Annotated in this window: 6 protein-coding genes and 1 pseudogene; 3 read left to right on the top strand and 4 right to left on the bottom strand. The window is 43.0% G+C overall.

Going from position 1 to position 6,449, the window contains the following annotated elements; genetic code table 11:
• Positions 1-40 precede the first annotated feature (40 nt).
• Both V7L29_RS17590 and V7L29_RS17585 read left to right on the top strand, forming a co-directional pair.
• On the top strand, positions 41-1,264 hold the full coding sequence (locus V7L29_RS17590; protein WP_334736298.1) for a peptidase domain-containing ABC transporter: 1,224 nt from the start codon (positions 41-43) through the stop codon (positions 1,262-1,264).
• Between the two features lie 215 nt (positions 1,265-1,479).
• Positions 1,480-2,982: an HlyD family efflux transporter periplasmic adaptor subunit gene (locus tag V7L29_RS17585; protein WP_334694273.1), complete on the top strand. Its 1,503-nt coding sequence runs from the start codon at positions 1,480-1,482 to the stop codon at positions 2,980-2,982.
• Positions 2,983-3,058: 76 nt separating this feature from the next.
• On the opposite strand, the pseudogene V7L29_RS17580 reads toward V7L29_RS17585, so the two are convergent.
• The 4 genes and pseudogenes from V7L29_RS17580 to V7L29_RS17565 form a co-directional block, all read right to left on the bottom strand.
• Positions 3,059-3,481, bottom strand: a pseudogene (locus tag V7L29_RS17580) (Uma2 family endonuclease); the annotation flags it as partial.
• Between the two features lie 27 nt (positions 3,482-3,508).
• Complete coding sequence (locus tag V7L29_RS17575) at positions 3,509-3,790, bottom strand: hypothetical protein (RefSeq protein ID WP_334694274.1); 282 nt, start codon at positions 3,788-3,790, stop codon at positions 3,509-3,511.
• Positions 3,787-3,915 carry a hypothetical protein gene (locus V7L29_RS17570; RefSeq protein WP_334694275.1) on the bottom strand — a complete coding sequence of 43 codons (129 nt, stop codon included), beginning with the start codon at positions 3,913-3,915 and terminating at the stop codon, positions 3,787-3,789. Before V7L29_RS17570 ends, V7L29_RS17575 begins: the two co-directional genes overlap by 4 nt.
• Positions 3,912-4,724, bottom strand: a complete 813-nt coding sequence (locus V7L29_RS17565) for a class I SAM-dependent methyltransferase (RefSeq protein ID WP_334694276.1) — start codon at positions 4,722-4,724, stop codon at positions 3,912-3,914. The genes V7L29_RS17570 and V7L29_RS17565 overlap by 4 nt, the downstream gene beginning before the upstream one ends.
• Positions 4,725-5,004: 280 nt before the next feature.
• On the opposite strand from V7L29_RS17565, the gene V7L29_RS17560 reads away from it, so the two are divergent.
• Positions 5,005-6,447 (top strand): AAA-like domain-containing protein, encoded by a 1,443-nt coding sequence (locus tag V7L29_RS17560; RefSeq protein WP_334736296.1) that lies wholly within the window; start codon positions 5,005-5,007, stop codon positions 6,445-6,447.
• Positions 6,448-6,449: the final 2 nt, after the last annotated feature.

Raw genomic sequence — 6,449 nt, 5'->3', positions numbered from 1 at the left:
GGCATTCAAGTACTGTGGCGAGGTTGGTTAAAATTACACGATCTCTGTGAGGGTTGGCAGCTTGCAAAAGAGACTTAACGGGAAAAGTCAGAAAGCAGAATGCAATGCCGAGACGCAATCTTATTTAGTGGAAGTGATGGGGGGAATGCAGACAGTCAAGGCGCAAAATTTAGAAATGCGATCGCGTTGGCAATGGCAAGAACGCTATGCTCGTTACATCAGCGCTGGTTTCAAAACAGTTTCTACCCAAACTACCGCCAGTTCTGTTAGCAACTTCCTCAACAAGTTTTCTAGTATGTTAGTGCTGTGGGTGGGAGCTTTTCTCGTCCTCAATCAGCAACTTACCTTAGGACAACTCATCGCCTTTCGCATCCTGGCTGGTTATGTCACCAGTCCCCTGTTACGCCTAATGCAACTTTGGCAGAACTTCCAAGAAACCGCCCTATCTCTGCAACGCCTTGCTGATATTTTAGACACTCCCCAAGAAACAGAAATCAGCAACTGTCAAAATATCCTTATGCCCAGTGTTCAAGGTAGTGTCCGCTTTGAAAATCTCAGCTTCAGTTTCTCGGAACATGGGGCGATGCAACTGTGCAATATTAACTTAGATTTTTCTGCTGGCTCTTTTGTAGGAATTGTTGGTCAAAGTGGTTCCGGTAAAAGCACACTGCTAAAATTATTACCCCGACTTTACGAACCCAAATCTGGCAAAATCTTGATTGATGGCTACGATATCAGCAAAGTTGAACTCTATTCTTTACGCCGTCAAATTGGTATGGTGTTACAAGATACCCTACTATTCGATGGCACAGTCCGGGAAAACATTGCCTTGGGATATCCTGATGCTAGCGATGAGGAAATTATTACCGCCGCTAAGGTAGCATTTGCCCACGACTTTATTATGTCTTTACCCAGCGGCTATAACACCCGTGTCGGCGAACGAGGTTCAGGGCTATCTGGGGGACAACGCCAACGAGTAGCGATCGCTCGTACTGTTCTGCAAAATCCGCAATTATTGATTCTTGATGAAGCTACCAGCGCCTTAGACTACAATGCTGAAGCCCAAGTCTGCCGTAACTTAGCGAGAGCTTTCCAAGATAAAACAGTGTTTTTCATTACTCACCGCCTCAGCACAATTCGCAATGCCGATGTCATTTTGATGATGGATCAAGGTGCTGTGGTAGAACAGGGAACTCATGAACAATTGATGGCGCTCAAAGGTTATTACTACTGTTTGTATCAGCAACAAGAAACGCAAGTTTAGTGCTGAGTGCTGAGTTAGGAGTTAAGAGTTAGGAGTCAAGAGGAAATATTATTGCTTCAAGCTCAGAACTCGCAAATTGAGCCTTTGAACTCGAAAGTTGAGCCTTTGAACTCGGAAGTTGCATCTTTTTGCTTGAACGTTGAGCTTCTAAACTCGGAATTTTAACCTTAGCACTCCTAATTCAGCCCTCCCCAATGCCCCATTCCCCATTTATTATGAATATTCAATACAAATTTGATCAACCAGTACTTTTACAACAGACTTCTACTTGGTCACGAGCAATCGCCTGGACTATTGTTGGAGTTAGCACCTTTACAGTAATTTGGGCCTCAGTGTTCCAAATTGATGAATCAATTCATGCGACTGGTAAGCTAGAACCACAGGGTGCAGTTAAAGAAATTCAAGCTCCGGTTCCAGGTGTTGTCAAGGAGATTCTAGTCAAAGATGGTCAGCGAGTCAAAAAAGGTGAAACACTTGTTAGCTTGGAAAAAACTACTTCTGAGGCGGAGTTAACTTCATTAAAACAAAGTCGCACGGCTCAGTTGCTTGCCAAACAAGCGCTAGAGCAAGAGAATGACTTCTACCGCCGTCAGCTTCAAGGGAACATATCAATACAAGAATTGGCACAGCAAACTGCTCTATTGAAAATTAAACCAGAACTAGCCTTTTTGACCAAAAGCCGAGCCGCGATTATTGCCGAAAACCAGTTGTACCGAACACAGTTAAACGGTGCGACTGCTGGAAGTACTCTCACAAGAGAGCAACAATTACGCTTGCGAAATCGCCAAATAGAATTAGAATCGCGTTTAGCCACAGCTAATTTAGAAACAGGACAGACACAACAGCAATTTTTTCAGACTCAGGCGGAGTTAACTAATGCTAAAGAGTTGCTGACAATTAATCAACAAATTCTCCACAAATTTGAACCTCTAGCGCAGCAGGGGGCTATCTCCCAAGTACAATACTTAAAACAGCAGCAGGATGTCAGCAGCAAACAATCTGAAGTGATTCGATTGAATAGGGAACAGCAGCGATTACAATTAGCGATCGCTCAATCAAATCAAAAAGTTCGTAACACTGCGGCTGTGTCTCAAGAAGACTTACTTGCCAAAATTACAGATAATGACAAAAACATTGCCGAAATTGACAGCCAATTAACCAAGGTAATTGTAGATAATCAAAAACGCCTCTATGAAATTAATGCTCAGATTGGAGAAATTGATAGTAAATGGGTTCAGGCACAACAAACCCTGAAATATCAAAAAATTACTGCACCTGTAGATGGAACCGTCTTTGAACTCAAAGCCAAAACAGCAGGATTTGTAATTAATTCCAGCGAACCGCTCTTAAAACTCGTTCCTAGTGATAACTTAGTTGCTAACGTATACATCACCAACCGCGACATTGGCTTTGTCCAAGAAGGGCAACAAGTAGATGTAAGAATTGATTCCTTTCCTTTCCAAGAGTATGGTGATATCAAAGGCGAATTAGTTGAGATTGGCTCTGATGCCTTACCTCCAGACCAAGTTTATAATTTCTGGCGTTTTTCTGCAAAAGTCCGCCTACATGGGCAGAAGTTACTAATTAATCAGCGTCAAATTCCATTGCAATCAGGGATGTCTATTAATGCTAATGTGAAATTGCGTCAGCGCACGATTATGAGTATCTTCACTGATTTCTTAGTGCAAAAGACTGAAAGCTTAAAGTCCCTCCGCTGAACAAAAGGGTTTTCACAGCAGTTTTCAAGCGTGAAACCCAGCATCCCATAAATATCCCATAAATATGTGCGATCGCCTATTTCTGAAGGGCCTGTTGAAAAGTCTTGATCGCCTCTACATGATTCACCATATTGATGCAACGTAACAACAAATCTAAATCGATTCCTTTCACCTCTTCACTACTAGAAACCTTTTCATAGTGAAGTGTATTGCCTTCCCCCCGCAGATGATAGACTTCTAACACACCATTTTCCCAAAACCACACTTCCTTGATCTTCAACCGCTTGTATGCATCTAGTTTGTTAATGCCGCTACTAGAAAACACCACCTCGATTACTAGGTCGGGTAGCATCCGACCAGGAGCAAGTTTATAAGATTTATCTGCTTCTCGCTTGACGGCGACTGTTTCACTTTCCAGAGTCATTGAGCCAGTTGGAGTAAAGTCTAACCCTGCCATGAGCAGATAAAGCTCTAACAAAGCACCGATCCTTTCTTTAACGGTTTCGTGGAGTTCTCCAAGCGTTCGTCATATTTCCAAAATTCCATTCAGAAAAGAGAGCCGATATCCTGAACGGTCTAACAATTGCTCAACTGCTTTGAACTCTCTCCAGGTCATTCCCTCAAACAGAAGAGGTGATTCTTTTTTTGGTGTTGCGTAGACGCTTTGCGGTGAGGGGGTCGCAGTCTTGGCGGTTCCCGTCGTTAGCGAAGCGTTAGCGAGTCTTCGAGCGTCTTGCGATCCCCCGAACCCGTTGGCGCAGCCTCTCGTAGAGAAGGGCTTGTCGTCAGACATCGTTGCTGGGGTCATTTGAGTCTCCAGTTTGTTTCCAGATTAGAAATAATCAGGTTTGGAGGGCGATCGGGCGATCGTTTCATTATTCTACTTGCATTGAGAGATGCGATCGCGATCAAAAGTGCTTGTTTTATCCTCACATTTCTTGCTTCCGGCCAACCATATACCACAAACCCACGGCATAGCGGATGTAATTGAGTTCTGTAAAACCTGCTTTCGCAAACTCATACTCGAAGTTGAAATGGATAAAGTCATCCAACCACGGTTCTTGAAAAGAAGCGTTCAAGGCGTATTCACCACGATAGGTGTCAGCGTATAGTACCCAGCCTCCGGGTTTGGTGATCCGGTACATCTCCTTAAGAATCTTAGGCGTCCACTCTTTAGGCGTCTCGTGGAAGAGTAGTGATGAGGTGACAAGATCAAAGAAGTTGTCAGGGTAGCCAGTGTTACGAGCGTCCACCTGCTCGAACTCAGCCCGCTCACTAAATCCAACCTTGTTAAACTTGTGCTGACTGATCACCAACATGTAAGGCGAAACATCAGTAACGCGAAAAGTGGCCTGGGGAAACCGCCGTGCCAAAGCCAGCGCTCCATCAGCCGTACCTGCACCAAGCTCTAGCACCGTCTCAATTTGAGCGTCTTGAGGAATTAGTTCAGCCATTTTCTCGCGCAACTCTTGGCAACTAACATTGTGGCTGAGGGGAATAATGGCATCCATAGCAGCATCCCAACTTAAGCACGATTGAGGGTTGGTATAGGAATCGCTTACACCATGAATGGAAGCGTGGATGTAGTCAGGGTAATATTCATGGTCGGTACGGTAGCCTTTGAGTTCCTCCGCCCAATTAATTGAGGCATATTCCTGCATTACTGAGGGCATCGCTGCGGTAATGCGTCGAATCACCTCGGTTCGATACGTTTGTTTGTCCTGTGCAGTCCATCTCGGCATAAATGAACATCTCCTACTTACACTCGTTGCTGGCGTTCCTCGACTCCAACCTGGGAACGAGAAATAAACTGCAAATACAATATAGTCTAGCCTCAATTTGTATGAGATTCATAGATTTACTTTATACATAGCCTCTAAAGTCCTAATTTTTTGACATTCCCTTATATCTGAGAATGGCAGATGGAAATGAAGTTAACTGTTTAAATTTAAGTAAATAAGGAAAAAAGTATGAAAAATTCCGCTAAAGTCTTATTTAAAACAAACTTTATTCTTTTCACAAATGAATATAGAAGAAGCACTAGCAATTTTAGATACATTTCTTGAACATGGCTTAAGTGATATTCAGGAAATAGTATTTCGTAAAGCTTGGGAAGGACAAACTTATCCAGATATCGCCGAAAGCTGTGGTTATGATGCCAATTATATAAAAGATGTTGGTTCTAAGTTATGGAAGTTACTTTCACAAGCTTTCGGAGAGGAGGTGACAAAAAGTAATTTTCGTTCAGTATTGAGACGGCGATGCCTCCGGCAGGCTTTGCCTACGCAAAGTAGCGTTTTATCAGAAAAACTCCAGAGTGTGCCAGCAGTCTTGAAACAGTCTCAGCAAACAAGCATAGAGAAAGATAGAATATCAGGATCTTCTTTGGTAATAGAAAAGCAAGACGAGAGAAAAACCCCAGTTCTTAATCCCGACTTCTTAGAAAATCCTGGTGGCTCAGTGCCGCTCAATTCCTTTTTTTACATAGAGCGTCCGCCAATTGAAGAACGCACCTATGCTGAAATCAATAAACCTGGAAGCCTAATTAGAATCAAAGCCCCTAGCAAAATGGGAAAAACCTCCCTAATGCACAGAATTCTTACTCATGCTAAACAGACTGGGGTATATACCGTACAGATCGGTTTACAGAGGGCAGATAGTCAAGTTTTCACTAGCTTAGAAAAATTCTTACGCTGGTTTTGTGCTAACGTCAGTCGGCAGTTAAACTTAGAGATTAGACTAGATGATTATTGGGATGAGGATATTGGCAGCAAAGTTAGCTGCACATTATATTTACAGGAGTATTTGCTGGATAAAATCGACGCTCCGGTAGTCTTAGCTTTGGATGAAGTGAATCGAATTTTCGAGTATCCAGAAATCTCTAGGGATTTTCTCCCGCTACTGCGCTCTTGGTATGAGGATGCTTCCGAATTAGAAATATGGCAAAAACTCCGGCTAGTAGTAGTTCATGCCACTGAAGCTTATATCCCATTAGATATTAATCAATCCCCTTTTAATGTGGGACTACCGATTAAGTTACCAGAATTTAGTTTAGAGCAGATGCAGGAATTGGCAGTGCGTCATGGATTGGATTGGGCTAAAAGTGAAAAAGGATTGGAAAAACTGGCTCCTCTACGAGCGATGATTGGTGGTCATCCCTATCTAGCTCGTCTGGCTCTTTATAATCTGGGAAATCAACAAGTAAGCCTAGAGCAGCTACTAAAAGAGGCTCCCACAATTGCCGGCATCTATAGCAACTATTTACGGCATCATCTAGCAAATCTCCAAGAACATCCCGAACTGGCAACAGGACTTAAACGGGTAATTACCTCTCCAACAAGTGTGCAATTAGAAGCGATCGCTGCCTATAAATTAGAAAGTATGGGTCTAGTAAAACTTGAAGGAAATCAGGCAATGTCTAGCTGTGAGTTGTATCAGCTATATTTCCGAGAGCAATTAACCTAAAT

This window comes from Nostoc sp. (assembly GCF_036916575.1).
Taxonomy (GTDB): domain Bacteria; phylum Cyanobacteriota; class Cyanobacteriia; order Cyanobacteriales; family Nostocaceae; genus Nostoc.
Note: the sequence above shows the minus strand (reverse complement) of the source record. Positions and strands in the feature narration are given on the sequence as shown.